This window comes from Xanthomonas sp. WHRI 8393 (assembly GCF_040203315.1).
GTDB classification, from domain to species: Bacteria; Pseudomonadota; Gammaproteobacteria; order Xanthomonadales; family Xanthomonadaceae; genus Xanthomonas; species Xanthomonas arboricola.
In genome coordinates, this window is the sequence record NZ_JBEGGL010000003.1 from 476,479 (window position 1) to 499,371 (window position 22,893).

The following is a 22,893-nucleotide window of genomic DNA, read 5'->3' on the forward strand; positions in this document are numbered from 1 at the left end:
ACGGCTAGAATGCGGCCATGTCTGTTTTGCCCACGCCTCTGGCCAACCAACTGCTGATCGCGCTTCCGGCGCTGTCCGATCCCACCTTTTCGCGCAGCGTCGCGCTGATCTGCCAGCACGACGAGAACGGCGCCATGGGCGTGCTGGTCAACCGGCCCTCCGAATACACGCTGGGCGAGGTCCTGTCGCAGATGGGCATCGACACCGTCGACGAGCACCTGCGCGAGCAGATCGTGCTCAGCGGCGGGCCGGTGCACCCGGAGCGCGGTTTCGTCATCCACGACGATGCGCGCGACTGGGATTCCAGCCTGGAAGTGGGGCAGGGTGTCTACCTGACCACCTCGCGCGACATTCTCGAAGCGATGGCGGCCGGCGAAGGGCCGCGCAATGCGCTGGTGGCGCTGGGCTGTGCCGGCTGGGGCGCGGGGCAACTGGAGTTCGAACTGGGCGAGAACAGCTGGCTGACCGCGCCGTCGGATGCCAATGTGCTGTTCGCCACCGCGCTGGAAGATCGCTGGCAGACCGCTGCCGGGCGTATCGGCGTGGATCTGTTCCGGCTGACGGATTATTCCGGGCATGCCTGAGGCGGGCGCGATCCGCCCGGATGGCACGGTGCTGGGCTTCGACGTGGGATCGCGCCGCATCGGCGTGGCCATCGGCACTGCGCTCGGCGCCGGTGCGCGTGCGGTGGCCGTCATCAATGTGCATGCCAATGGCCCGGACTGGGTCGCGCTGGATCGCGTGCACAAGCAATGGCGCCCCGACGGCCTGGTGGTCGGTGACCCGCTGACCCTGGACGACAAGGACCAGCCCGCACGCAAGCGCGCGCATGCCTTCGCCCGCCAATTGCGCGAGCGCTATGCGCTGCCGGTGGTGCTGATCGACGAGCGCTCCAGTTCGGTCGAAGCCGCGCAGCGCTTCGCGCGCGAGCGCGCCGACGGGCGCAAGCGCCGCCGCGATGCCGAGGCGCTGGACGCGATGGCGGCCGCGGTGATCGTCGAACGCTGGTTGGCCGCGCCCGACCAAGCCACTCTTCTTCCCTGACACTCCCGACCTGCGATGACCACCATGCAACTCGATTCGGACGGACGCCTGCGCCACCTGCTCACCCTGGAAGGACTGCCGCGCACCACGCTGCTGCAGCTGCTCGATCGTGCCGGCCAGATCCGCGATGCGGCGGTGGGGCGCGTGGGCAAGCGCAGCGTGCTCGCCGGCACCGCGGTGTGCACGCTGTTCTTTGAACCGTCCACGCGCACGCGCAGCTCGTTTCATCTGGCTGCGCAGCGACTCGGCGCGGACGTGCTCAACTTCGATGCCTCCACTTCTTCCACCCGCAAGGGCGAGACCGCGCGCGACACGCTGAAGAATCTCGAGGCGATGGGCGTACGCGGCTTCGTGGTGCGCCATCCCGACGACGGTGCGGTGGAAGCGCTGGCCGCGGCCGCAGGCGAGGGCACCGCCTTGATCAACGCCGGTGACGGACGCAGTTCGCATCCCACCCAGGGCCTGCTCGACATGCTCACCCTGCGCCAGGCCAAGGGCACCGATTTTTCCAAGCTCAAGGTGGTGATTGTCGGCGACGTGAAGCACTCACGCGTTGCGCGCTCGGACCTGCATGCACTGCGCACGCTGGGCGCCGGCGAGATCCGCGTCTGCGGTCCGGCCAGCCTGCTGCCCGACGACGACATGCTGGATGGTTGCGTGGTCGGCCAGGACTTCGACGCCATGCTGGAAGGTGCCGACGCCTTGATGATGCTGCGCCTGCAGCGCGAGCGCATGGAAGAAGGTCTTGTGCCGTCGCTGGAGCAATACCACGCCGTATATGGGCTCACCCGCGAGCGCCTGGCACGCGCCGGCCGCGACGCCGCCGTGCTGCATCCGGGCCCGATCAACCGCGGCGTCGAAATCACCGACGAAGTCGCCGACGGCGCGCAATCGTGCGTGCTGCGCCAGGTCGCCAACGGCGTGGCGGTGCGCATGGCCGTATTGGAAACCCTGCTGGGTTGAGCCAGCCCAGCGACGCGACCGCGCACCCACACTGCGGTCGCGGTCGCCGCCGGCCGCGCGTCTCCGCCAAGACGCTCGCAAAGCCCTTGCCATCAGAACCCGCACACGGCCTGCTCTTACGATTCCCGATTCCCGATTCCCGATTCCCGATTCCCGATTCCCGATTCCCGAATCCAGGCACCACGCCATAACATCCACTCGCCTATCGTGGCCGCTCCTTTCATCGCAGGAGATCGCAATGGGTATTTCGCGTCACGCCACCGCTCACTGGGAAGGCGACCTCAAGACCGGCAAGGGCCAGCTCAGCACGCCGCAAAGCGGGCTGATGGACAAGACCCGCTACGCCTTCAGCAGCCGTTTCGGCGACGAGAAGGGCACCAACCCGGAAGAGCTGATTGCCGCCGCGCACGCCGGCTGCTTCACCATGGCACTGTCGGCGCAGCTGAGCGAAGCCGGTTTTCCGCCGACCTCGCTGGATACGCGCGCAGACGTGGATCTGTCGATGGAAGGCGGCCCGCAGCTGTCGCAGATCCGCCTCAAGCTCAAGGCCGTGGTGCCGGGGATTGACGAAGCCAAGTTCCGCGAACTGGCCGACACCGCGAAGAAGAACTGCCCGGTGTCCAAGGCGCTGAGCGCCGTGCCAATCAGTCTGGAAAGCGAGTTTTCCAACCAGGCGTGATTCCCTGCGTGCGCCGGCGATGACTGCCGGCGCACGCAGCTGGCGGCGACCTGAATAGGGCGTTGCAAGGGCGGTTTGGTTCAGGGCGGTTTCACTGGCGCAGGCCGAGCATCGGCAGCGTGTCCTCCCTGTGAAGCTGCCGCAATGAAAACTCTTGTGCTTGGTGCTCTGATGATGGGTCTGGCAGTTGCAGGCAATGCAACGGCGCAGCGCTATGACAGCGGCTACTACGGACGTGGCAGCGATGAGGATGGTCGCTACGAATATGCGCGGGTAGTGCGCGTGGACCCGATCATCGTGACCGATTCGTACAACGAGCGCAGCAGCGAGCGCTGCTACAACCGCCCGGCCGATGGCTACTACACCCGCAACGACGGCTACTACCGCGATGGCGGCAGCTACGGCCAGGCCGGTGTGTCCAACCGTGGCGTGGCCAGCGTGATCGGTGGTATTGCCGGTGCGGTGCTAGGTAGCCAGGTCGGTGGCGGCAATGGCCGACTGGTCGGCACCGCGGTCGGCACCATGGCCGGCGTCGCGGCGGGCCGCTCGATCTACGAAGCCAATAATCGCAACTATCAGGGTAACGTCAGCGTCTGCGAGCCGGTGTCCTACCGTCGCGAACGCGACCGTGTCGATGGCTACGACGTGACCTACGAATACGCCGGCCGCACCTATCATACGCGTAGCGACTACAACCCGGGCGATCGTATCCGCGTGCGCGTGGACGTGCGCCCCGACTGACCGCCGCGCTGCCGCACGCTACGCTCAGGCGATCGAGATCGGCCGGTGGAATGACGAAAACGCTGCGGGCCACCGCAGCGTTTTTTGTTTCCGCGCAAGCACTCTTCAGCCTGCGGGATCAGGCGCGATCACGCCCAATCCAGCGTGCCGCGGATCACCGTCTGCACTTGGCCGCCAGACCACACATCGCCATTGGCGTCGATGCGCAATTCCAGCAAGGCGTCGAAGCCGATCTCGCGGCCCTGGCTGACCACGTAGCGCCGTTCCTTGCCCGGCAGTGCCTGGCGGTTGTCCAGCCAGGCGGCGAGCACTGCATTGGCCGCGCCGGAGGCTGCATCTTCGAAGCGCCGGCCATTGCCGACGAAGGCGCGTACCGCCAGATCATAGGCACCGGGCGCTGCGGCGCGGGCATAGGCGAACACGCCCATGCTGCCAGTGGATTCGGCCAGCGCGGCGATCGCGTCCCAGTCCGGCTGCAGGCCGCGCAGCGCCGCTTCGCTGGCCAGTTCCACCACCCACCAGGTGCGGCCGCCGTCCATCAAGGCGGGCGGCAGACTGCCGAGTGGCCAACTGCCCACCGCATCGCGCAGGCGCGGGTCGTCGGCCTCCACCTGCTCGGCCACGCGCGCACGCGGGGTGCGGATGGCGATGCTGCGGTGGCCTGCGATCTGCTCCACGCGCAGCGGCAGCTGGCCGGCGATGCCGTCCTGGATCAGCACGCCGTCGTCCGGCGCGGCCAGGCCGGCTTCCAGCACCGCGTGGGCGGTGCCGACGCTGGGGTGGCCGGCAAACGGCACTTCCTTTTGCGGGGAAAACATCCGCAGCCGATAGCTGCTGTGCGCATCCGGCGCCGCAAACACGAAGGTGGTTTCCGGCAGCTTGGTCCAGCGTGCGATGGCCTGCATCGCGGCATCGTCCAGGCCTTGGGCATCCAGCACCACCGCCAGCGGGTTGCCGCTGCCGGGGCGGGCGGAGAACACATCCAGTTGCAGGAAACGGCGGGTGGTCATGGTGGCGGCTCGGCGAACAGGGCGCGGCAGCTTACCAATCGATGCGGCCTTCGATCACTTGCCTGGTCGTTCCGCCGATCCAGACTTCGCCTTCGTGATCCACCTCCACGTGCACACGGCCGTCGCGGCCGACTTCGCGCCCCTGGCTGGCGACATAGCGCGACGCCTGGCCCGGCACGCGGCCTTCGCCGTGCAGGCGCGCGGCAATGCAGGCGTTGGCGCTGCCGGTGACCGGATCTTCCGGGATGCCGTCGCCGGGGCAGAAGGCGCGCACCACCAGGTCCGCATCGCCATTGGCCTGCGGGGCGTAGATGGCCAGGCCGGTGGCTGCGCTGGCCTGGGTCAGGCGGCTGATCGCCGCCAGATCGGGCAGCGCCTGGCGTACCGCCTGCGCGTCGGCCAGTTCCAGCAGCCACCAGCCGGGGCCGTTGTTCCACAGTGCGGCCGGGCGTTCGGCCATGCGCAGACCGGCGCAGGCCTCGTGCAATGCCGCAACATGCGCATCGCCGGTTTCGACTGCTTGCGCACGCGGTGCCCGCAGCCGCACCAGCACGGCGCCATGCCGGTCGATCACCTCTACGGGCAGCACGCCGGCAGCGCATTGCTGGCGCATCCGGCCATCAGGCTTGAACGCCACCAGCCCGTGCGTCGCCGCCGCCCACGCAGCGCCGACGCTGGGATGGCCGGCGAACGGCAGCTCGGCACGTGGCGTGAAGATGCGGATGTGGTAGTCCGCATCGGGCGCGCTGACTGGCAGGAAAAAGATCGTCTCCGACAGGTTCAGCCAGGCGGCCATCTGCTGCATCTGCTCCGACGACAACGTCTGCGCGTTGAGGACCACGCCCAACGGATTGCCGTGGCCGTCCTGGCCGCCGAACACATCCAATTGCAGGTAGCGGTGCTTGCTCATGGGGCATGGATCTCGGTCGATGGAAGGCGCGTCGATGGTTGCAGCGCAAACCGTTGCGGTGATGGCCGTGGCTGCCGGCAGGCTGTGACCGTACACGGGGTCATGGGGCGGCATTGGCAGTAGAATCGGAGGTTCCGCCCGGCGTACCGGGCGTCTTCCCCCTCATCCTAAACGCCTATCTCCATGTCAGCTCCCCACTCTACCGATCGTTGGATCGTCCTCAAGTTCGGCGGCACCTCGGTGTCGCGTCGTCATCGCTGGGACACGATTGGAAAACTGGCGAGCAAACGGGCCAACGAGACCGGCGGCCGCGTGCTGGTGGTGGTGTCCGCGCTGTCGGGCGTGACCAACGAACTCACCGCGATTGCCGATGGCGCCGCCGACAGCGCGCAGCGCGTGGCGGCGCTGGAGCAGCGTCATCGCGAGTTCCTGGCCGAGCTGGAACTGGATGCCGATGCAGTGCTGGGCGAGCGCCTTGCCGCCCTGCATGCATTGATCGGCGACGCGCGCGCGGCAACCCGCACGCTGGACTGGCAGGCCGAGGTGCTGGGGCAGGGCGAGTTGCTGTCTTCCACCATCGGTGCGGCGTATCTGCATGCCAGCGGCCTGGACATGGGCTGGCTGGATGCGCGCCAGTGGCTGTCGGCGCTGCCGCCGCAGCCCAATCAGAGCGAATGGTCCAAGCGCCTGTCGGTGTCCTGCCAGTGGCAGTCCGACGCCGACTGGCGCACGCGTTTCGATGCGCAGCCCACGCGCCTGTTGATCACCCAGGGCTTCATTTCGCGGCACGCCGATGGCGGCACCGCGATCCTGGGGCGTGGCGGTTCGGATACCTCGGCGGCGTACTTCGGTGCACTGCTCGGCGCCAGCCGGGTGGAAATCTGGACCGATGTGCCCGGCATGTTCAGCGCCAATCCCAAGGACGTGCCGGACGCGCGGCTGCTGACCCGCCTGGACTATTACGAGGCGCAGGAAATCGCCACCACCGGTGCCAAGGTGCTGCATCCGCGGTCGATCAAGCCATGCCGCGATTCCGGCGTGCCGATGGCGATCCTGGATACCGAGCGCCCCGATCTGCCCGGCACCAGCATCGACGGCAATGCCGAGCCGGTGCCGGGCGTCAAGGCGATCAGCCGGCGCAACGGCATCGTGCTGGTGTCGATGGAAGGCATCGGCATGTGGCAGCAGGTGGGCTTCCTGGCCGATGTATTTACCCTGTTCAAGAAACATGGCCTGTCGGTGGACCTGATCGGTTCGGCCGAGACCAATGTCACCGTGTCGCTGGACCCGTCCGAGAACCTGGTCAACACCGATGTGCTGGCGGCGTTGTCGGCCGATCTGTCGCAGATCTGCAAGGTCAAGATCATCGTGCCGTGTGCGGCGATCACCCTGGTCGGGCGCGGCATGCGCTCGCTGCTGCACAAGCTCTCCGACGTGTGGGCCACGTTCGGGCAGGAGCGCGTGCACATGATCTCGCAGTCGTCCAATGACCTGAATCTGACCTTCGTCATCGACGAAGCCGATGCCGATGGCCTGCTGCCGATCCTGCATGCGGAACTGATCGACAGTGGCGCGATGCCGGTGAGCGAAGGCGAGGTGTTCGGGCCGCGCTGGCGCGAGATCATCGGCTCGGTGCGCCCGCGGCCCACGCCGTGGTGGCATGCCGAGCGCGCGCACCTGCTGACACTGTCCAAGGCCGGCACGCCGCGTTACGTCTATCACCTGCCCACGGTGCGTGCGCGTGCGCAGGCGCTGGCGCAGATCGCGGCGGTGGATCAGCGCTACTACGCGATCAAGGCCAATGCGCATCCGGCGATCCTGATGGCGCTGGAACAGGCCGGGTTCGGGCTGGAATGCGTCTCGCACGGCGAGCTGCGCCGCGTGTTCGATACCTTGCCCGAGCTGTCGCCGCGGCGCGTGCTGTTCACCCCGAGTTTCGCGCCCAAGGCCGAATACGAAGCCGGATTTGCGCTGGGCGTGACCGTCACCGTGGACAACGTCGAAGCATTGCGGCGCTGGCCGGAGGTTTTCCGTGGCCGCAACGTGTGGCTGCGCATCGACCTGGGGCATGGCGATGGCCATCACGAGAAGGTCAACACCGGCGGCAAGGCGTCCAAGTTCGGCTTGTCGTCCACGCGCGTGGATGAGTTCGTGGAAGTGGCGCGCACGCTGGAGGTCACCATCACCGGCGTGCATGCGCACCTGGGCAGTGGCGTGGAGACCGGCGAACACTGGAGGATGATGTACGACGAACTGGCCGGCTTCGCGCGCCGCATCGGCACGGTGGAGACCATCGATATCGGTGGCGGCCTGCCGATTCCGTACAGCGCCGAGGACGAACCGTTCGATCTGGAGCTGTGGGCCAAGGGCCTGGCCGAGGTCAAGGCGGTGCATCCGGGCTACCGGCTGGCGATCGAGCCGGGCCGCTACCTGGTGGCCGAAGCTGGCGTGCTGCTGGCGCAGGTGACCCAGGTGATCGAGAAGGACGGCGTGCAGCGCGTGGGCCTGGATGCAGGCATGAACACGCTGATCCGCCCCGCGCTGTACGACGCCTGGCACGACATCGAAAACCTCAGCCAGCTCGATGCGCCAGCCGATGGCAGCTTCGATATCGTCGGGCCGATCTGCGAATCCTCCGATGTGTTCGGCAAGCGTCGTCGTCTGCCTGCCGCCACCGCGCCGGGCGATGTGATGCTGCTGGCCGATGCCGGTGCCTATGGCTACTCGATGGCCAGCACTTACAACCAGCGCGAATTGCCGCGCGAAGAGGTGATCGATGCGCCCGCAGGCTGAGTTCATTGCACTCAGTACGCTGGCCGGTGGTGCTGCGATCGTGTTCGCCACCGCGCTGCAGCAACTGAGCCTGGGCATGCCGTGGAGCGACACCTTCAAATGGGCGCTGCCCGCGCTGGTCGCCGCCGGTATCGGCGCATGGTTGGCCGGGCGTTGGCAACGTCGGCGCGACGCGCGCGGTCCCACGCGTCGCAGTGGCGGGATGGCGGTGCGCACGGTGCTGTTGAGCGCGCTGAGCTATGTGCCGGCGGTGGCGCTGTATCTCGCCATCGCCTTCGCGGTGTCAGGCGATGCCACGGCTGCACGTCCGGATGTGCTGTTGCTGGCGGTGCTGTTCGGTTGCCTGCCGCTGCTGTGGGCTGCGGTGCCGTTTTCCATGATTGAATATGTCCTGTGCCGGCGTTATCTGCGTCGCGTACGTGTTCCTGCAGGTAGTCCATGAGCGCTTTCGACAAACACCAGATTTCCACCTTCCGTTTCGTGCGTTGCGCACTCGACGCGCAGACCGGCGTGGCGACGCTGGTGTATGCCTTCGATCAGGGGCCGGAACTTGTGGAAACCGTTGCCGTGCCCGGCGCGCCATTCGTGCTGGACGGCGCGCGTGCCGCCGCCGTGCAACAGGCCTTGCAGTTGCTGCACCTCATTGCGGGCGTGAGTTACTACAAGGCCGCAGTGCCGCCGACCATTGCCATCGACAGCTACAGCATCGATGCCGATACCGCTGCGCTGGTGGAAAGCGTCTACCTGCACGGCCTGGGTGAGTTCGCCTATCGCAATGGCTTGAACCTGCACGGCAAGATCCACTTGCCGGTAACGGCACCGGCTGCCGGCGATGCGCCGGCGCTGGGCCTGCGCGAGCATGCCCTGGTTGCGATCGGTGGCGGCAAGGATTCGCTGGTCAGCATCGAAGCGCTGCGGCATGCCGGTGTCGACCAGACCGTCAGCTGGATCGGCGGCTCGCAGCTGATCCGTGCCTGCGCCGAGCGCACCGGCCTGCCAGTGCTCAATATCGGCCGCGTGCTGGCGCCGGAATTGTTCGAGCTCAATCGCCAGGGCGCCTGGAACGGGCATATCCCGGTCACTGCGGTGAACTCGGCCATCCTGGTGTTGTCGGCCTTGCTCAATGGCGTGGACCAGGTGGTGTTTTCCAACGAGCGTTCGGCCAGTTACGGCAGCCAGATTCCCGGCACCGGCGAGGTCAATCACCAGTGGTCCAAGGGCTGGGCGTTCGAGCAGGCGTTCGGCGATTACGTGCAGCGGCACGTGGCGGCCGACCTGCGCTATTACTCGCTGCTGCGGCCGTTGTCGGAGCTGGCGGTGGCGCGCCAGTTCGCCAAGACCGATCACTACGACGCGCATTTTTCCAGCTGCAACCGCAACTTCCACATCATGGGCGAGCGCCCGGTGCACCGCTGGTGCGGGGTCTGCCCGAAGTGCCATTTCGTGTTCCTGGCGTTGGCACCGTTCATGCCCAAGACGCGGCTGGTCAAGATCTTCGGACGCAATCTGCTCGACGATGCAACCCAGGCCGGCGGCTACGATGCGCTGCTGGAATTCCAGGACCACAAGCCGTTCGAATGCGTCGGCGAAGGGCGCGAATCGCGCGCGGCGATGGCGGTGCTGGCCAGCCGTGCCGAATGGAAGGAAGACGCGCTGGTGCTGCGTTTCATCCGCGAGATCCAGCCGCAGCTGGACCAGCAGGCGCTGCAGCTGGAGCCGTTGCTGGCCATCGACGGCGAATACCGGATTCCGTCGGCGCTGTGGGAGCGCGTGCGTGCGAATTTCGCAGCTTGAGGGCAAGGCGGTTGCGTTATGGGGCTGGGGGCGCGAAGGACGCGCCGCGTATCGCGCACTACGCGCCGCGTTGCCGACGCAAACGCTGACGGTGTTCTGCAACGCCGACGAAGCGCGCGAGCTCGAGACGCTGGCCGATGCTGCGTTGCATGTGGAAACCGACGCCAGCGCGCAGGCGCTGGGCCGGTTCGATGTGGTGGTGAAATCGCCCGGCATCAGCCCGTATCGTCCCGAGGCGCACACCGCCGCAACCGAGCATGGCACGCAATTCATCGGCGGCACCGCGTTGTGGTTTGCCGAGCATGCGCGGCCAGACGGCTATGTGCCCGGCGCCATCTGCGTCACCGGCACCAAGGGCAAGAGCACCACCACCGCGCTGCTGGCGCATCTGCTGCGTGCGGCCGGCCATCGCACCGCCCTGGTCGGCAATATCGGCCAACCCTTGCTGGAAGTGCTGGCGCCGCAACCGGCGCCGGGCTATTGGGCGATCGAGCTGTCCAGCTATCAGACCGGCGAAGTGGGGCGCAGCGGCGCGCGTCCGGAATTGGCGCTGGTGCTGAACCTGTTTCCCGAGCATCTGGACTGGCATGGCGACGAGGCGCGCTACGTGCGCGACAAGCTGGCGCTGGTCACCGAAGGCCGCCCGCGCATTGCCTTGCTCAATGCCGCCGATCCGCATCTGACCCAGCTGCAGTTGCCCGACAGCGAGGTGCGTTGGTTCAACCATCCCGATGGCTGGCACCTGCGCGGCGATGTGGTGTATCGCGGCGAGCAGCCGGTGTTTGACACCGCCAACGTGCCGCTGCCCGGCGAACACAATCGGCGCAACCTGTGCGCGGTGCTGGCAGCGCTGGAAGCCCTGGGGCTGGACGCGGCGGCGCTGGCGCCGGCCGCAGCGAGCTTCCGCCCGTTGCCGAACCGCCTGCAGTTGCTCGGCAGCGTGGACGGCATCAGCTACGTCAACGACTCCATCAGCACCACCCCGCATGCCTCATTGGCGGCGCTGGCCTGCTTTGCGCAACGCCGCGTGGCTTTGCTGGTCGGTGGCCACGATCGCGGGCTGGACTGGCAGGATTTTGCCGCGCAGATGGCGCAGCAGGCGCCGCTGGAAATCGTCACCATGGGCGCGAACGGGCCGCGGATCCATGCGTTGCTGGCTCCGCTGGCCGCGAGCGGCCGCTTCGGTCTGCATGCTGCCGACGACCTGGAACACGCGATGCGGCTGGCAAGCCAGGCGCTGGGCGAGCAGGGCGGCGTGGTGCTGCTATCGCCGGGTGCGCCCAGCTTCGGCGCCTATAGCGACTATGTTGCGCGCGGCCGCCATTTTGCGCAGCTGGCCGGGTTCGATCCGGCGGCGATCAGCGCGATTCCCGGCTTGGGCGTGCAGTAGCGCTGCGTTGCTGCGCACGGGGCGACGGCGCCATCCGCCCCGGGTTTTTTCGACGGCCGTGGCAGAACGCCGATGCGATCGGTCCGTCGGCGTCCACGCTGACCCGGTGTGCACGGCGGCAGCGCCTACACTCGCCGGACCTTCCCGGGAGCAGGCAAATGCACAAGCAATGGAGATGGCGTGGCGTTGGGTTGTTCGGTGTCTTGGCGTCGCTGGCGTTGCCCGCCGCCGCAGCGATGCAGGCCAAACCGCTGGAATGGACGATCGGCAAGGACACCTTCAGCGGCGTGCTGGTCTACGACGACGCCGGTGCCGCCAAGCGCCCAGGGCTGGTGATGGTGCCGAACTGGCGCGGGGTCAACGATTCGGCGGTCACCAAGGCCAAGCAACTGGCCGGCGACGACTACGTGGTGCTGGTTGCCGACGTCTACGGCAAAGGCAAGCGTCCGGCCAACGACAGCGAGGCCGGGCAGTTTGCCGGTGCGCTGAAGAAGGACCCGCCGACGCTGCGCGCCCGCGCGCTGAAGGCGGTGGATGTGCTCAAGGCGCAGGCCGGCAAGGCGCCGCTGGATGCATCGCGCATCGGTGCGGTGGGGTTCTGCTTCGGCGGCACCACGGTGCTGGAGCTGGTGCGCGCCGGTGCGCAACTGGCCGGTGTGGTCAGCCTGCACGGTGGCATCGCCACGCCCAGCCCGGCGACGGCCGGTTCGGCCAGGACGCCGCTGCTGGTGCTCAATGGCGCCGACGACAAGAGCGTGAGCAAGGCGGACATCGCCGCCTTCGAAACCGAGATGAATGCGGCCGGCGCGGACTGGCAGTTCGTCAATTTCAGCGGCGCGGTGCATTGCTTTGCCGAAGCCGATGCCAACAGCCCCCCAGGCTGCCTGTACAACCCGCGTGCGGCGAAACGTGCCTACCGCATGCTCGGCGATTTCTTCGACGAACGCTTTGGCGATTGACGAGGTGGCCAGAGGCGGCTGACCGCCGCACTGGCGGTCGTCGGGTATGGCGGATGGCGTGCAGACATGCGGTGCGGGAGTGGGGTGCCGATCCCGGACATGGATCGGATGGCGCACGCAGCATCGGTGTGTGACGCGTTCAGAGGCCGTGTGACAAGGCGCCGCAACCCTGGCATGGGTTGCGGCAGCGTTTCCGCCGGAAAGGCGAGGGTGACCGTCGGCTGTCAGCCCGTTCAGTGAGCGCGGCAGGCGAACCTGCCGCCACCCGGCTCAATGCGTGCGTTGCACCGCATACCGCGCCAGGCCGCGCAATGCGGCAACTGCGGGGCTGGGCGGCAACGTGTCCAGCGCCTGTTCGGCAGCGGCGGCATATTCGGCGGCACGCTGGCGGCTGTAATCCAGGCCGCCGGTGGCATGAATCGCCGCCAGCACTTCGGGCATTGCGCTCGCATCGCCTTGTTCGACGATCTGGCGCAGGCGCTCCCGGGTGCCCGCATCCGAGTGCGCCATGGCGTGGATCAGCGGCAGGGTCGCCTTGCCTTCGGCCAGGTCGTCGCCCAGGTTCTTGCCCAGGTCCGCGGCGTCGGCAGCGTAGTCGAGCACGTCATCGGCAATCTGGAAGGCAAAGCCCAACTGCATGCCGTAGTCGTACAGGCGCTGCTGCACCTGCGCATCCGCGCCCGAGGCCAGCGCGCCCAGGCGGGTGCCGGCGGCAAACAGCACCGCGGTCTTGCGCTCGATCACGCGCAGGTAGGCGGCTTCGTCGGTGTCGGGGTTGTGCACGTGCAGCAGCTGCAGCACCTCGCCCTCGGCGATGCGGTTGGTGGTGTCGGCCAGGATCTGCATGACTTCCATGCGATCCAGCTCCACCATCAGCTGGAAGCTGCGCGAATACAGGAAATCGCCGACCAGCACGCTGGGCGCGTTGCCCCACAGCGCATTGGCGGTGCTGCGCCCGCGGCGCAGGTCCGATTCGTCCACCACGTCGTCGTGCAGCAGGGTGGAGGTGTGGATGAACTCGATGATCGCCGCCAGTTGATGGTGCTCCGGGCCGGAGCCGCCAGCGGCGTGGCCGGCCAGCATCACCAGCATCGGACGCAGGCGTTTGCCGCCGGCGGAGATGATGTGATCGGCGATCTGGTTGATCAGCACGACATCCGAGGCCAGACGGCGGCGGATCAGCGCATCGACGGCGGCCATGTCGGGCGCGGCGAGGGACTGGATCTGGGGCAGGCCCAGGACGGTGGGGAGGTCTTCGGCGATGGTCATGCGCAGGCGTTCGTGATGTGCGCCGATTATAGGTGTCTGGGCCAGATCCGTCCCGCTGGCCGTGTCCGACGGCCTCCAGCGTGGCCGCAAACCCTTGCGGCGCCAGCGTCGGGCCTGTCCGGGAGCGTCCGGATTCCGACCTGCCGGCGCGGCATTTCCCGGCCCGGCGCTGCGGCGATCCGCCGGGACCGTGGCCGGCAGGTGCGGTAACATTGGCACCAAGACATTCACCGCCGCGCCCACTGGCGCCGGCGCATCATCTCGGAAGCATCTATGGCCCGCGGCATCAACAAAGTCATCCTCGTCGGCAACCTCGGCAACGATCCCGACACCAAGTACACCCAGGCCGGCATGGCGATCACGCGCGTGAGTCTGGCTACCACCAGCATGCGCAAGGACCGCGATGGCAACAACCAGGAGCGCACCGAGTGGCACCGCGTGGTGTTCTTCGGCAAGCTGGGCGAGATCGCCGGCGAGTACCTGCGCAAGGGCTCGCAGGTGTACGTCGAAGGCGAGCTGCGTTACGACAAGTACACCGGCCAGGACGGCGTGGAGAAGTACAGCACCGACATCGTCGCCAACGAGATGCAGATGCTCGGCGGCCGTGGCGAAGGCGGCGGCGGTGGCGGCATGGGCGGCGATCGCCCGCAGCGCAGCCAGGCGCCGCGCCAGCAGCAAGGCGGTGGCGGTGGTGGTCAGGGTGGCGGTCAGGATTACGCCCCGCGTCGTCAGCAGCCGGCCCAGCAGCAGTCGGCACCGCCGATGGACGACTTTGCCGACGACGATATCCCGTTCTGATCGATAGCCAAGCCTGGTTGTCATTCAAAAGGCCCGCATTGCGCGGGCCTTTTGCTTGCTCTGCACTGGTGATATCGACGCGGGCCGTGCTGTTCCGATCCGAAGCGCCCTCGACGCGCAGGTTGACCTGGGCCAGTACGACGGCGCCACTGACCTGTCCACCAAGCGTGGCTAACAGCACCTCGCGCGCAATCGCGAGGTAGCTGAGAACGCCGCACACCCAACACCCATGGAATGTCTGCCTGACACATGCCGATTCCGGACATGGGCCGCGCCTGCCTGACGTTACGGGCAGTTCTTACTGCCAGTTGCGCTACGCCGACGTCCGGTCGCGGCCGTTCTGCTTGGCGCGATACAAGGCCAAGTCGGCGTCTTGCACGAAGGCATCCGGGGTGCGTGGCGTTTCGCCCGGTTCGAACGTCGCGACGCCGACGCTGACGGTGACGTGTGCGCTGGTCGGGCTGGACAGGTGCATCAGCCCGAGCCCGGCGACGGCGCTGCGAATTGCGTCGGCCAGCCGCAGTGCGCCGGCGGCATCTGTCTGCGGCAGGATCATGCCGAACTCTTCGCCGCCGTAGCGCGCGGCAATGTCTTCGCTGCGCCGTGAGCAACCGGCAATCGCGCGCGCGACCAGGCGCAGGCAGGCGTCACCGTTGACGTGGCCATAGGTGTCGTTATAGAGCTTGAAATGATCGACATCGATCATCAGCACCGACAGCGGCGCCTGTCGATGCACGGCCTGCTGCAAGGCGCGCGAGAGCCGGTGGTCGAACGCACGGCGGTTGGCAATGCCGGTGAGTGCATCGATCCAGGCTTCGGAGCTGAGTTTGTCCTCGTTGCGATGCATGCGGCGCAGTTGCAGATCCAGCCAGATACCGACGCCCAACAACAATACGCATCCCAGGGCGGCGATCAGGATTCGCTGGCGTGCGGATTGCCGCCAGTTGGCCAACGCGTCATCGACGGCGACCCCGGTCAATACGGTCAATGGATAGGCCTGCGCTGGCGCAAAGCTGGAAATGCGCTCCACGCCGTCGATCGGCGAACGATAGGTGGCCGTGCCATGCCTGCGCGCACGCATGGTGACGTAGATCGAAGTGCCTGCGATTGAGGTGCCGATCACGCCCGGTTTGTCGGGCCGGCGCACCAGCACGATGCCGTCGTCATTGGTCATGCCGATGGTGCCGTTCGGACCGACCTCGAAGGTGCTGTAGTAGTTCTGGAAATACTTCAGTTGCAGCGTGACCAGGACCACGCCGGCAAATTCGCCGCGGGGGGTATTGAGGCGCCGGCTCAAGGTGAGCACCCAACTGCCATCGGAGCGACTCTGCACCGGCGGCCCGACCAGCGACAAGGCGTCGCGATGGTCGCGGTGATATTTGAAATAGGCGCGATCGGCGTTGTTGTGCTTCCTGGGCGTGCTGTCCAGTGACGAACTTACCCAGCTGCCGTCGGCCGCATAGATGAAAATGCCATGCAGCCGGTCCGAGCGACGCGCTTCATGCACCAGAAAGTCATGCATGACCGGTCCCGCACTGGCCGAGCCCTGGTCGTGCTCCACCCGCGACACCAGTCCCGACAGCACGGCATCGGCGATCGTCAGGGTATCGCTGGCATGCTGCGCCAGCGAATTGGCGAGGTTCAACGATTGCGCTTCGGCGGTACGCAGCGCACTCGTACGCTCGTCGTGGATGGACCAGTATTCCGAACCAAGCAGCAGCAGGCACGAAATGCCCAGCACGAAGTGCAGCGCGATGCGTTGTGCTCGTTGCCGTCGCCGCTTGCCGGGTGATGTCACGGGAGTTACCTGTCTGGACATCAGAACGTTGCAACCGCCGTGCCAGCTTAGCCGTGGGCGCTGGGTGGAATCGTTTGCATCGTGAGGCGCAATGCCGATCTGTGATTGATGCCTCATGCGTTGCACGGCAGCTCGCCCGGTATGCGACTGCGTTGCTGTCCAGCCTGCTGTCGTTACGCGCTCGATGCTGCTACGAAATCGCGAGCCCAGAACAGATTCCAAAGCCAGCTCGACTGCATGCGGATAACGCCCGGCGTGTTATCCCGAAGACCGATCACAGTAAGGAGCGCCCCCATGCGCGCGATTCGTTTAGCTCAGCCTGCAGGCCTGAATGCATTACATGGTGTTGCCTTGCCCGACCCCGGGCAGCCGGCACGCGGTCAGATCAGGGTGCGGCTGCATGCAAGCTCGTTGAATTTCCATGACCTTGGCGTGGTGTCAGGGCAGATGCCGACCGCTGACGGCCGTATCCCCATGTCCGACGGTGCCGGCGTGGTCGAGGCCGTCGGGCCTGAGGTGGATGAGTTCGCCGTTGGCGATCATGTGGTGTCCACCTTCTTCCCCGAGTGGCTGGATGGCGAGCCGCTGCATGCCGGCTTTGCCACCACGCCCGGCGATGGCGTCGATGGCTATGCACGCTCTGCGGTGGTGGCCGCCGCCCATGCGTTCACACACGCCCCGGCCGGCTACAGCCATGCCGAAGCGGCGACCCTGACCACGGCCGGCGTCACCGCATGGCGCGCCCTGGTGGTCAACGGCGGACTCAAGGCCGGCGACAGCGTGCTGGTGCTCGGCACCGGCGGCGTATCGATCTTTGCATTGCAGTTCGCCAAGGCGATGGGTGCCACCGTCATCGCGACATCGTCGTCCGACGAAAAACTGGCCAAGGCGCGCGCGCTGGGCGCAGACCATGTCATCAATTATCGACAGCATGCCGAGTGGTCGGCGCAGGTGCTGGAGATCACCAATGGCCGTGGCGTGGATCACGTGGTCGAGGTCGGTGGGCCGGGCACGTTGGCGCAATCGATCCGCGCTGCGCGGGTCGGCGGACATATCGCCTTGATCGGCGTATTGACCGGTGCCGCGGGCCCGGTGCCGACCGCGGAAATGATGGGCCGGCAGCAGCGCCTGCAGGGGCTGGTGGTCGGCAGTCGCACGCATCAACAGCAGCTGGTGCGTGCACTGGATGCCTTGCCGCTGCGGCCGGTGATCGATCACGCCTTCGCGCTCGACGATATCGCCGAGGCCTTCGCGCTGCAGCAGGCGGGCGGCCATCTGGGCAAGATCGTGCTGGAATTCTAGAAGCGGTTGAAAACGTGCCGCGCTTGCCGTCAGGCGGGCGCGGCCGCTGCGTGGGATCGGAATGGATCACTCGCACACATCGCAATTCCACGCTATCCACACTCGCCTGACGGCCGATCGCCACGCGCTGGCTGCCGCTCAAGAGCGGTCGTTCGTGTCCGGATGTTCTCAATGCAGCGCATCCGGATGCAATGGAGCACCGCGGCGTGTAGATGGAAGCACGCGCGCAGACGCAGATGACATCGTCGTTGTCAGCACATGGAAAGGTCTCGAACCACTTCAAGAACCTGAGGCGCGCTGCAAAACGCGAGCTGCCAGCACACACGATCGTTGTATAGCGAGTACGCAACCCATTCCAACAATGATGAGCGCGTTTCATAGGCGCATGCAGTCCATGCCGTCAATGCCCGCCTGCAGCGCCTCTAGAATCGGGCCATACCGCCGATTCGCGCCCGCACACACTCGCCGCATGCTCACGCGATTGTGACCGCCCGCGCTGCACATTATTTAAGAACTGTATAAGCCAGCATTGTTGGAGATGCCAGCCATGAGAGATATCAAGATGACCCGTCGCGAGGTACTGATCGCTGGCACGGCGTCGGCAGCCAGCGTTGCCGCAACCCAGTCGATGGCGGCCACTGCCGCCAATGCGATGTCGCAGCGGCAGGCAGTCGAGCCTGCCAACGCATCGAGCCAGGTCGCGTTCGAAGTCAACGGCAAGCCGGTGACGCTGACCCTGGACAATCGCACCACCTTGCTGGATGCCCTGCGCGAACACCTGCATCTGACCGGCACCAAGAAGGGCTGCGACCATGGCCAATGCGGTGCCTGCACCGTGATCGTCGATGGGGAGCGGATGAATTCCTGCCTGTCGCTGGCGGTGATGCATCAGGGCGGCAAGATCACCACCATCGAAGGACTGGGCACGCCGGACAAGTTGCATCCGATGCAGGCGGCCTTCGTCAAGCACGATGGATACCAGTGCGGCTACTGCACGCCCGGGCAGATCTGTTCGGCGGTGGCGGTGCTGGACGAAGTCAAGCGCGGCATCCCCAGCCATGTCACCGACGATCTGACTGCCAAGACTAGGCTCACCACGCCGGAATTGCAGGAGCGCATGAGCGGCAACATCTGCCGCTGCGGTGCGTATTCCAACATCGTCGATGCGATCAATGATGTTGCGGGAGAGCGCGCATGAAGGCGTTTAGCTACGAGCGTGCGACTTCGCCTGCCGACGCTGCGGCCAAAGCGGCGCGCCAGCCGGGTGCCAAGTTCATCGCTGGCGGTACAAACCTGCTCGATCTGATGAAACTGCAGATCGAGACGCCCTCGCACCTGATCGATGTCAACGGGTTGAGCCTGGATACCATCGAGGAAACACCCGATGGCGGCCTGCGCATTGGCGCCCTGGTGCGCAATACCGATCTGGCAGCCGATGCCCGTGTGCGTCGCGATTACGCCGTGCTGTCGCGCGCATTGCTGGCAGGTGCGTCGGGGCAACTGCGCAACCGCGCCACCACCGCAGGCAATCTGCTGCAACGTACGCGTTGCCCGTATTTCTACGACACCAACCAGCCATGCAACAAGCGTCTGCCGGGCAGCGGTTGCGCGGCGATCGGTGGCTTCAACCGGCAGCTGGCGGTGATCGGCGTGAGCGAGGAGTGCATCGCCACCCATCCCAGCGACATGGCCATTGCCATGCGCGTGCTGGATGCGGTGGTTGAAACGGTGCGTCCGGATGGACAGACGCGTGCGGTGCCGTTGTCCGAGTTCTACCGTGCGCCTGGCAAGACGCCGCACCTGGAAACCGTGCTGGAACGCGGCGAATTGATTACTGCGGTGAGCCTGCCCAAACCGCTCGGCGGCACGCATGTCTACCGCAAGGTGCGCGATCGTGCCTCCTACGCATTCGCCCTGGTGTCGGTTGCGGCGGTCGTGCAACGCGACGGCAGCGTGCGGGTTGGCGTCGGCGGTGTCGCCCACAAGCCGTGGCGCAGCGAGGCGGCCGAAGCACAGTCGCGCCAGGGCGCACGTGCAATTGCCTCCGTGCTGCTCGACGGCGCACAACCTACCGAACACAACGCCTTCAAGCTGCCGCTGGTTGAGCGCACCTTGACCGCGATCCTGGCCGACACGAGGGCCTGATATGAAATTCGACACTCCCGCCAGTACCAATCCCATCGACCAGCTCAAGGTGGTCGGTAAGCCGGTCGATCGTATCGACGGTCCGCTCAAGACCACCGGGCAGGCGCCGTATGCGTACGAGCATCACGATCTGCCTGGCCGTACCGCCTATGGCCATATCGTTGGCGCCGGCATCTCCAAAGGCAGCATTCGCAGCATCGATCTGAGCGCAGCGCGCAATGCGCCGGGCGTGCTCGGCATCGTGACTGCGCAGAATGCAGGCAAGTTGCAGAAAGGCAAGTACAACACGGCCAAACTGCTCGGCGGCCCGGAGATCCAGCATTACCACCAGGCCATTGCGGTGGTGGTTGCCGAGACCTTCGAGCAGGCACGTGCCGCAGGCCAGCTGATCAAGGTCGACTACGGTCGCCATGTCGGCGCCTACGATCTGGAAAAGGCCCGCGATGGCGCCAAGGTCACCAAGGAGGGCGGGGCACCGAACAGTGCGGTCGGCAATTTCGATAGCGCCTTTGTGGCAGCGCCGGTGCAGCTGGATGCCGAGTACACCACGCCCGATCATTCGCACGCGATGATGGAGCCGCACGCATCGATCGCGATGTGGGAAGGCGACAAGCTGAGCGTGTGGACCTCCAACCAGATGATCGACTGGAGCGCGGGCGATCTGGCCAAGACGCTGGGGATCCCGCGCGAAAACGTGCGTCTGATGTCGCCGTACATCGGTGGCGGCTTTGGCGGCAAATTGTTCCTGCGTGCCGATGCGGTGCTCGCCTCGCTGGCCGCGCGCCAGGTCGGACGCCCGGTCAAGGTGATGCTGCCGCGGCCGCTGATCTTCAACAACACCACGCATCGCCCGGCCACCGTGCAGCGCATCCGTATCGGTGCGCAGCGTGATGGCAAGATCACCGCGATCGCGCACGAGAGCTGGTCCGGCGACCTGCCCGAGGGCGGCCCGGAAATCGCGGCCGCGCAGACCCAGCTGCTGTACGCGGGTGCCAATCGGCTGATTTCCACGCGCCTGGCGGTGCTCGATCTGCCCGAAGGCAACGCGATGCGTGCGCCGGGCGAAGCGCCGGGTCTGATGGCGCTGGAAGTGGCCATGGACGAGATGGCCGAGAAGCTGGACATGGATCCGGTCAAGTTCCGCGTCGTCAACGACACCCAGGTGGATCCGGAAAACCCGCAGCGTCCGTTCTCGCAGCGTCAGTTGGTCAAGTGCCTGGAAGACGGCGCAAAGCGTTTCGACTGGTCCAAGCGCAAGGCCAAGCCGGCCAGCAACCGCGATGGGCGTTGGTTGGTCGGCATGGGCGTGGCGGCCGCGTTCCGCAACGCGCCGGTGATGACCTCCGGTGCACGCATGCGGCTAGAGCAGGGCGGCCGGGTGGTAGTGGAAACCGACATGACCGATATCGGTACCGGCTCCTACACCATCATTGCGCAGACCGCTGCGGAGATGATGGGCGTGCCGCTGGACTGGGTGAATGTGCGCCTCGGCGATTCCAGCTTTCCTGCTTCGGCCGGTTCCGGCGGCCAGTGGGGTGCGAACAGTTCAACAGCCGGTGTGTATGCCGCGGCAGTGAAACTGCGCGAAGCCGTCGCCAAGCAGCTGGGGCTGGACCCGGCCAAGGCCGAATTCGCCGACAGCCATGTGCGTGCCGGCGGCAAGCGCATCGCGCTCGGTGATGCCGCGGCCAATGGCGCCCTGGTGGTGGAGGACAAGATCGAGTTCGGCGAGCTTTCCAAGATGCATCAGCTGTCCACCTTCGGCGCGCACTTTGTCGAAGTCGGCGTGGATGTCGCCACCGCCGAGGTGCGCATCCGCCGCATGCTCGCGGTGTGCGCGGCCGGACGCATCCTCAACCCCAAGTCTGCGCGCAGCCAGGTCATCGGCGGCATGACCATGGGCGCGGGTGCGGCGCTGATGGAAGAGTTGGCGGTGGACAAGCGGCTGGGCTTCTTCGTCAATCACGACCTGGCCGGTTATGAAGTGCCGGTGCATGCGGACATCCCGCATCAGGAGGTGGTTTTCCTGGAAGAAAGCGACCCGATGTCGTCGCCGATGAAGGCCAAGGGGGTCGGCGAGCTGGGCATCTGCGGCGTGGCAGCGGCGATCGCCAATGCGGTCTACAACGCCACCGGCGTGCGCGTCCGCGATTACCCGGTGACGCTGGACAAGCTGCTGCCGCATCTGCCCGAGTTGCTGCGCGCGTGAGTGCGGTGGTGGCCCCGGTCACGCATGCGGCGCCGGCCGAGCCGGCGTGGCCGGCATGGCCGAGCTATGCCCTGCACGATGACCTGCTGCCCACGCTGACCGCCTGGCATCGGGCGGGGCAGCGCGTGGCCATTGCCACGCTGATCGATGTGCAAGGTTCCTCGCCGCGCCCATTGGGAAGCGAGATGGCCATCAGTGCCGACGGCCGGGTGGCCGGCTACGTCTCCGGCGGCTGCGTGGAAGCGGCAGTGGCGCACGAAGCCAGCGCCGCCTTGCGCGACGGCATGCCGCGCTGGCTGGACTACGGCGAAGGCAGCCAGGTGCTGGACATCCAGCTCAGCTGCGGCGGCCGTATCGGCGTGCTGGTCTGGCCAGTCCAGGACCTGGGCGAGCATCTGGCACGCTGGCGCAATGCGCGCCAGCACCGTCGCCCGTTCCATGTCGCGCTGGATCGGAGCACCGGCGCCGTCCGTTACCCGGTCAGCGCGCAGGACCTGCGTCCGGATGAATTTTTGCGTACGCACCGGCCGCCGCTGCGGCTGGTGCTGGTCGGTGCCGATCCTGCGCTGCTGGTGCTGGTGTCGCTGGCCAGCCAGATGGGTATCGAGGTACGCGTGCTGCGGCCGCATGGTCCCAGCGAACCACCGCCCGGCCTGGCCGCCGACCATTACGATCGCCGTGCATTGGGCGACGCGCTGCAGGACCTGCATCTGGATGCGGACACGGCGCTCTACAGCCTCGCACATGACGGCGACAGCGACCTGCAGGTCGCCTGCCGCGGGCTCGCCTCCAGGGCTGCCTGCATCGGCATCCTGGGCAGCCGCCAGAAGCGGGAAGCACGCCTGCAGGCACTGCGTGCGCTCGGCTATGACGATGCCGCGCTGGCCAGATTGCGGTTGCCGGCGGGCTGGCGCATGGGGCGCTCCTCCCCGCATACGATTGCACTGGGCATCATTGCCGAAGCCACCCAGGCGGTCGCCGATGGGCAGGCTGCTGCTGCGTTGGCTGGCTAGGAACGGCCACCAAGACGGCGGCGCTCACCGCCATGCAGAGCGCGGACAGTAGTCGTAGGTACCACTCATACTGCGA

The 22,893-nt window shown here is 66.6% G+C and carries 20 protein-coding genes; 16 read left to right on the top strand and 4 right to left on the bottom strand.

Annotated elements, in window-relative coordinates; genetic code table 11:
* The first annotated feature begins 17 nt into the window (after positions 1 to 17).
* The 5 genes from ABQ137_RS12525 (at position 18) to ABQ137_RS12545 (ending at position 3,427) form a co-directional block, all read left to right on the top strand.
* Positions 18 to 584 carry a YqgE/AlgH family protein gene (locus tag ABQ137_RS12525; RefSeq protein ID WP_011051924.1) on the top strand — a complete coding sequence of 189 codons (567 nt, stop codon included), beginning with the start codon at positions 18 to 20 and terminating at the stop codon, positions 582 to 584.
* Positions 577 to 1,044, top strand: coding sequence for a Holliday junction resolvase RuvX (gene ruvX / locus ABQ137_RS12530; RefSeq protein WP_024939388.1), 468 nt, complete (start codon positions 577 to 579; stop codon positions 1,042 to 1,044). The genes ABQ137_RS12525 and ruvX overlap by 8 nt, the downstream gene beginning before the upstream one ends.
* Before the next feature lie 15 nt (positions 1,045 to 1,059).
* Positions 1,060 to 2,007 carry an aspartate carbamoyltransferase catalytic subunit gene (locus ABQ137_RS12535; RefSeq protein ID WP_016902360.1) on the top strand — a complete coding sequence of 316 codons (948 nt, stop codon included), beginning with the start codon at positions 1,060 to 1,062 and terminating at the stop codon, positions 2,005 to 2,007.
* 238 nt (positions 2,008 to 2,245) lie between these two features.
* On the top strand, positions 2,246 to 2,686 hold the full coding sequence (locus tag ABQ137_RS12540; protein WP_016902361.1) for an OsmC family protein: 441 nt from the start codon (positions 2,246 to 2,248) through the stop codon (positions 2,684 to 2,686).
* A 144-nt stretch (positions 2,687 to 2,830) separates the two neighbouring features.
* Entirely contained in the window at positions 2,831 to 3,427 is a 597-nt protein-coding gene (locus ABQ137_RS12545) for a glycine zipper 2TM domain-containing protein (protein ID WP_349782686.1), read from the top strand.
* 128 nt (positions 3,428 to 3,555) lie between these two features.
* Here the strand turns inward: ABQ137_RS12545 and ABQ137_RS12550 are convergent, their stop codons facing one another.
* A complete protein-coding gene (locus tag ABQ137_RS12550; RefSeq protein ID WP_054591429.1) occupies positions 3,556 to 4,437 on the bottom strand; it encodes a PhzF family phenazine biosynthesis protein in 882 nt (293 codons plus the stop codon).
* A gap of 31 nt (positions 4,438 to 4,468) precedes the next feature.
* Positions 4,469 to 5,347 carry a PhzF family phenazine biosynthesis protein gene (locus ABQ137_RS12555; protein ID WP_054591428.1) on the bottom strand — a complete coding sequence of 293 codons (879 nt, stop codon included), beginning with the start codon at positions 5,345 to 5,347 and terminating at the stop codon, positions 4,469 to 4,471.
* A 183-nt stretch (positions 5,348 to 5,530) separates the two neighbouring features.
* On the opposite strand from ABQ137_RS12555, the gene ABQ137_RS12560 reads away from it, so the two are divergent.
* From ABQ137_RS12560 to ABQ137_RS12580, 5 genes are all read left to right on the top strand, one after another.
* Positions 5,531 to 8,140 (top strand): bifunctional aspartate kinase/diaminopimelate decarboxylase, encoded by a 2,610-nt coding sequence (locus ABQ137_RS12560; RefSeq protein WP_104622964.1) that lies wholly within the window; start codon positions 5,531 to 5,533, stop codon positions 8,138 to 8,140.
* A complete protein-coding gene (locus ABQ137_RS12565) occupies positions 8,124 to 8,582 on the top strand; it encodes a hypothetical protein (protein WP_349782687.1) in 459 nt (152 codons plus the stop codon). Before ABQ137_RS12560 ends, ABQ137_RS12565 begins: the two co-directional genes overlap by 17 nt.
* Positions 8,579 to 9,934 carry a UDP-N-acetyl-alpha-D-muramoyl-L-alanyl-L-glutamate epimerase gene (murL, locus tag ABQ137_RS12570; protein ID WP_349782688.1) on the top strand — a complete coding sequence of 452 codons (1,356 nt, stop codon included), beginning with the start codon at positions 8,579 to 8,581 and terminating at the stop codon, positions 9,932 to 9,934. Before ABQ137_RS12565 ends, murL begins: the two co-directional genes overlap by 4 nt.
* The gene (gene murD, locus ABQ137_RS12575) at positions 9,915 to 11,324 is read left to right on the top strand and encodes a UDP-N-acetylmuramoyl-L-alanine--D-glutamate ligase (protein WP_349782690.1); all 1,410 of its coding nucleotides are present in this window, start codon (positions 9,915 to 9,917) and stop codon (positions 11,322 to 11,324) included. Before murL ends, murD begins: the two co-directional genes overlap by 20 nt.
* A 158-nt stretch (positions 11,325 to 11,482) precedes the next feature.
* Positions 11,483 to 12,283 (top strand): dienelactone hydrolase family protein, encoded by an 801-nt coding sequence (locus ABQ137_RS12580; protein ID WP_065049950.1) that lies wholly within the window; start codon positions 11,483 to 11,485, stop codon positions 12,281 to 12,283.
* A gap of 270 nt (positions 12,284 to 12,553) precedes the next feature.
* Here ABQ137_RS12580 and ABQ137_RS12585 read toward each other — a convergent pair whose 3' ends face one another.
* Positions 12,554 to 13,552, bottom strand: coding sequence for a polyprenyl synthetase family protein (locus tag ABQ137_RS12585; RefSeq protein ID WP_016902370.1), 999 nt, complete (start codon positions 13,550 to 13,552; stop codon positions 12,554 to 12,556).
* 273 nt (positions 13,553 to 13,825) lie between these two features.
* Between ABQ137_RS12585 and ABQ137_RS12590 the strand changes: the two genes are divergently transcribed.
* Positions 13,826 to 14,350, top strand: a complete 525-nt coding sequence (locus ABQ137_RS12590) for a single-stranded DNA-binding protein (RefSeq protein WP_016902371.1) — start codon at positions 13,826 to 13,828, stop codon at positions 14,348 to 14,350.
* A gap of 313 nt (positions 14,351 to 14,663) precedes the next feature.
* Here the strand turns inward: ABQ137_RS12590 and ABQ137_RS12595 are convergent, their stop codons facing one another.
* Positions 14,664 to 16,169 (bottom strand): sensor domain-containing diguanylate cyclase, encoded by a 1,506-nt coding sequence (locus ABQ137_RS12595; RefSeq protein WP_349782693.1) that lies wholly within the window; start codon positions 16,167 to 16,169, stop codon positions 14,664 to 14,666.
* 273 nt (positions 16,170 to 16,442) lie between these two features.
* Here ABQ137_RS12595 and ABQ137_RS12600 point away from each other — a divergent pair, with 273 nt between their 5' ends.
* The 5 genes from ABQ137_RS12600 to ABQ137_RS12620 all read left to right on the top strand — a co-directional run bounded on the left by ABQ137_RS12600 (position 16,443) and on the right by ABQ137_RS12620 (position 22,817).
* Entirely contained in the window at positions 16,443 to 17,450 is a 1,008-nt protein-coding gene (locus ABQ137_RS12600; RefSeq protein ID WP_349782695.1) for a zinc-dependent alcohol dehydrogenase family protein, read from the top strand.
* A gap of 547 nt (positions 17,451 to 17,997) precedes the next feature.
* On the top strand, positions 17,998 to 18,648 hold the full coding sequence (gene paoA, locus ABQ137_RS12605) for an aldehyde dehydrogenase iron-sulfur subunit PaoA (protein ID WP_374057802.1): 651 nt from the start codon (positions 17,998 to 18,000) through the stop codon (positions 18,646 to 18,648).
* Positions 18,645 to 19,595, top strand: coding sequence for an FAD binding domain-containing protein (locus ABQ137_RS12610; protein ID WP_039526229.1), 951 nt, complete (start codon positions 18,645 to 18,647; stop codon positions 19,593 to 19,595). The genes paoA and ABQ137_RS12610 overlap by 4 nt, the downstream gene beginning before the upstream one ends.
* Position 19,596: 1 nt before the next feature.
* Positions 19,597 to 21,804 carry an aldehyde oxidoreductase molybdenum-binding subunit PaoC gene (gene paoC / locus ABQ137_RS12615; RefSeq protein ID WP_349782697.1) on the top strand — a complete coding sequence of 736 codons (2,208 nt, stop codon included), beginning with the start codon at positions 19,597 to 19,599 and terminating at the stop codon, positions 21,802 to 21,804.
* A complete protein-coding gene (locus ABQ137_RS12620) occupies positions 21,801 to 22,817 on the top strand; it encodes an XdhC family protein (RefSeq protein ID WP_065032552.1) in 1,017 nt (338 codons plus the stop codon). The genes paoC and ABQ137_RS12620 overlap by 4 nt, the downstream gene beginning before the upstream one ends.
* Positions 22,818 to 22,893 lie beyond the last annotated feature (76 nt).

What these genes read in the sequence shown, in the direction of transcription:
- ABQ137_RS12585 (WP_016902370.1), bottom strand. Translation starts at nt 13,552, where the DNA reads ATGACCATCGCCGAAGACCTCCCCACCGTCCTGGGCCTGCCCCAGATC.
- ABQ137_RS12600 (WP_349782695.1), top strand. Translation starts at nt 16,443, where the DNA reads ATGCGCGCGATTCGTTTAGCTCAGCCTGCAGGCCTGAATGCATTACAT.
- paoC (WP_349782697.1), top strand. Translation starts at nt 19,597, where the DNA reads ATGAAATTCGACACTCCCGCCAGTACCAATCCCATCGACCAGCTCAAG.
- ABQ137_RS12560 (WP_104622964.1), top strand. Translation starts at nt 5,531, where the DNA reads ATGTCAGCTCCCCACTCTACCGATCGTTGGATCGTCCTCAAGTTCGGC.
- ABQ137_RS12565 (WP_349782687.1), top strand. Translation starts at nt 8,124, where the DNA reads ATGCGCCCGCAGGCTGAGTTCATTGCACTCAGTACGCTGGCCGGTGGT.
- ABQ137_RS12595 (WP_349782693.1), bottom strand. Translation starts at nt 16,169, where the DNA reads ATGTCCAGACAGGTAACTCCCGTGACATCACCCGGCAAGCGGCGACGG.
- ABQ137_RS12555 (WP_054591428.1), bottom strand. Translation starts at nt 5,347, where the DNA reads ATGAGCAAGCACCGCTACCTGCAATTGGATGTGTTCGGCGGCCAGGAC.
- ABQ137_RS12540 (WP_016902361.1), top strand. Translation starts at nt 2,246, where the DNA reads ATGGGTATTTCGCGTCACGCCACCGCTCACTGGGAAGGCGACCTCAAG.
- ABQ137_RS12545 (WP_349782686.1), top strand. Translation starts at nt 2,831, where the DNA reads ATGAAAACTCTTGTGCTTGGTGCTCTGATGATGGGTCTGGCAGTTGCA.
- ruvX (WP_024939388.1), top strand. Translation starts at nt 577, where the DNA reads ATGCCTGAGGCGGGCGCGATCCGCCCGGATGGCACGGTGCTGGGCTTC.
- paoA (WP_374057802.1), top strand. Translation starts at nt 17,998, where the DNA reads ATGAGAGATATCAAGATGACCCGTCGCGAGGTACTGATCGCTGGCACG.
- ABQ137_RS12535 (WP_016902360.1), top strand. Translation starts at nt 1,060, where the DNA reads ATGACCACCATGCAACTCGATTCGGACGGACGCCTGCGCCACCTGCTC.
- ABQ137_RS12590 (WP_016902371.1), top strand. Translation starts at nt 13,826, where the DNA reads ATGGCCCGCGGCATCAACAAAGTCATCCTCGTCGGCAACCTCGGCAAC.
- ABQ137_RS12610 (WP_039526229.1), top strand. Translation starts at nt 18,645, where the DNA reads ATGAAGGCGTTTAGCTACGAGCGTGCGACTTCGCCTGCCGACGCTGCG.
- ABQ137_RS12580 (WP_065049950.1), top strand. Translation starts at nt 11,483, where the DNA reads ATGCACAAGCAATGGAGATGGCGTGGCGTTGGGTTGTTCGGTGTCTTG.
- ABQ137_RS12550 (WP_054591429.1), bottom strand. Translation starts at nt 4,437, where the DNA reads ATGACCACCCGCCGTTTCCTGCAACTGGATGTGTTCTCCGCCCGCCCC.
- murL (WP_349782688.1), top strand. Translation starts at nt 8,579, where the DNA reads ATGAGCGCTTTCGACAAACACCAGATTTCCACCTTCCGTTTCGTGCGT.
- ABQ137_RS12525 (WP_011051924.1), top strand. Translation starts at nt 18, where the DNA reads ATGTCTGTTTTGCCCACGCCTCTGGCCAACCAACTGCTGATCGCGCTT.